The following is a 2,228-nucleotide window of genomic DNA, read 5'->3' on the forward strand; positions in this document are numbered from 1 at the left end:
CGTGTGCCCGCACCAATGCGTACGTCGTCTTCGATGACGCAGTTGGGGCCGATGGCGGCGTCGGGCGCTACGTGCGCCGTGGCGGCAATGACCGCGCTGGGGTGTACGCCTTTGGCCAGGCTCTGGATGCGGTGCCTGTCGAACCATTGCGCCAGCAACGCGTACATAAGATACGGCTGGCTGCACAACACCACCCGAAATTGCGGCGGTGCGGCGGACCAAGACTGCCAGGCTTCGGGCGTAAGAATGACCGCCGCCGCACGGCACTGGGCAAGTTGCCCTTGCAGCCGCGGATTGGCGAGGAAGCTGATCTCGGTGGGGCCCGCACTAAGCAAAGAGCCCAGCCCCTGTATACGGGGCATGGGCTTGTCTGATTCGACGATGCTGGTGTCGAGGCCGGTAAGGTTGGCTGCCTGCAGTAGCTCGGGCAGCGTGGGCGCTTGGTGAGGCGCTAACAGTACCGGCATTTGCGCTTAACCACCCAGGGCTTGCATGACCTGGTCGGTAATGTCGACACGCGGGCTGACAGTTACAGCGTCTTGAATGATGAGGTCGTAGCCTTGCTGCTCGGCGATCTGCTTGATGGCGGCATCGGCCTTTTCAACAATGGCGGAAAACTCTTCGTTGCGGCGACGGTTGAAATCTTCTTGGAACTCGCGGCGCTTGCGCTGCAGGTCGGAGTCGAGGTCGGCCAATTGGCGCTGGCGCTTGATGCGCTCGGACTCGGACAGCACGGGCGCGTCTTTGTCGAACTTTTGGGCCTGATTGCGCAGGTTGTTCGCCAGGTTCTGCAGTTCGTCGTCGCGGCGCTTGAACTCGGACTCGATCTTGGACTGAGCCGCCTTGGCAGGCTTGGAGTCGCGCAAAATACGTTCGGTGCTGACAAAGCCTATTTTGGTGCCCTGGGTTTGAGCCTGCGCAGCCCCCACACCCACCACCGACACCGCTGCCAGCGCCGCGGCCAGCACCAACGCGCGGTTGCCTTGTCCGATACGGCGGCGCAGCGCGCCGCCCACAGCGGAAAGATTCAATTTAAATTCAGACTTCATGAAAAATCTACCTTGCGAAGGAGCGGAAAATTAAGTGAAAAGCTTATTGTGCCATTAATTTTGCGACATTAGAAACCCGTTCCGATCTGGAACTGGAATGCCTGTTTGTCGTCGCCGTCTTTAGCGTTCAGAGCGCGGCCGAAGGAAAGCTCGAGCGGACCCATGGGCGACTGCCACGAAAGGCCCAGACCGGCCGAGTAGCGCCAACCGCAAGGATCTTGTACCGAATTGTTTCTTCCGGCCATGCAGCTCATGCCGCTGCCGGCCGAAACCTGGCCGGCGTCCGCAAAGACGAACCAGCGCAAGGTACGGTCGCGCGAAGCGCCGGGGAAAGGCAGATACAACTGCACGTTACCGACAATGCGTCGCGAACCGCCCAGGTAGTCGTCAGTGCGGCTGTCGCGCGGGCCCAGCGAGGCGCCCTCGTAGCCACGGACCGAACCGATACCGCCTGCGTACAGGTTTTTGGTGACCGGGAAGGACTTGCTGCCGTAGCTTCTGCCCCAGTCAACCGTGCCGTTGAACGCCAGCGTGAAGCTGCGGCCCAGGGGGATGTAATGCTGATGCTGGGCATGCAGCATGTAGTACTTCAGCCCCATTGTGGAGATGTCGCCCGCCAGGCGTGTGTAGCTGCCTTCGTTGGGCGCGATGGCGCTGTCGCGGGTGTCTTTGGCCCAGCCCACGTTGAAAATGACCGAATTGGTGGTACGGCCGTATTCGTCGACATAGTCTTCGTAGGCTTGCGGCGTATTTAGTGCCCCATACAGGTCGAGCGTGTTGCGCTCGAAGCTGACGCCGGTAAAGATACGGTCGTACTCGGAAATGGGCACGCCAAAGTTCAGCCCTGCCCCAAGCGCAGTAATTCGGTAGTCGCCGTCGGCGCCCGAACGGGTTTCGTAGGGGGTGGTACGGCGGTAGTAAACCGATGTGGTCTTGCTGATGCCTTCGTTGGTCCAGTAAGGGTCGGTATGCGCAATAACGGCCGACCGGTTTGTCTTACTGGTATTTACCTGCAACGACAGGCTGTTGCCGCTACCGAAGATGTTATCCTGGCTGATGCCGGCCGACAAAATGACCTTGTCGGTAGAGCCGTAGCCCACACCCAGGTTGATCATGCCGGTGGGTTTTTCTTTGACGTCGACGTTGACGTCGATCTGGTCGGGCGAGCCGGGCACGGGC

Annotated in this window: 3 protein-coding genes; all 3 read right to left on the reverse strand. The window is 60.4% G+C overall.

What is annotated here, in order from left to right:
* Positions 1-467, reverse strand: a 467-nt coding sequence (locus tag VL003_RS05850; RefSeq protein WP_325440507.1) for an LpxD N-terminal domain-containing protein, incomplete at its 3' end; no start/stop codon positions are given.
* Between the two features lie 6 nt (positions 468-473).
* Positions 474-1,049, reverse strand: coding sequence for an OmpH/Skp family outer membrane protein (locus VL003_RS05855; protein WP_325440509.1), 576 nt, complete (start codon positions 1,047-1,049; stop codon positions 474-476).
* Positions 1,050-1,117: 68 nt separating this feature from the next.
* Positions 1,118-2,228: outer membrane protein assembly factor BamA (gene bamA / locus VL003_RS05860; protein ID WP_325440511.1), on the reverse strand; the 1,111-nt coding region annotated here is incomplete at its 5' end.

Source organism: Pusillimonas sp. (genome assembly GCF_035515275.1).
Taxonomy (GTDB): Bacteria; Pseudomonadota; Gammaproteobacteria; order Burkholderiales; family Burkholderiaceae_B; genus Pusillimonas.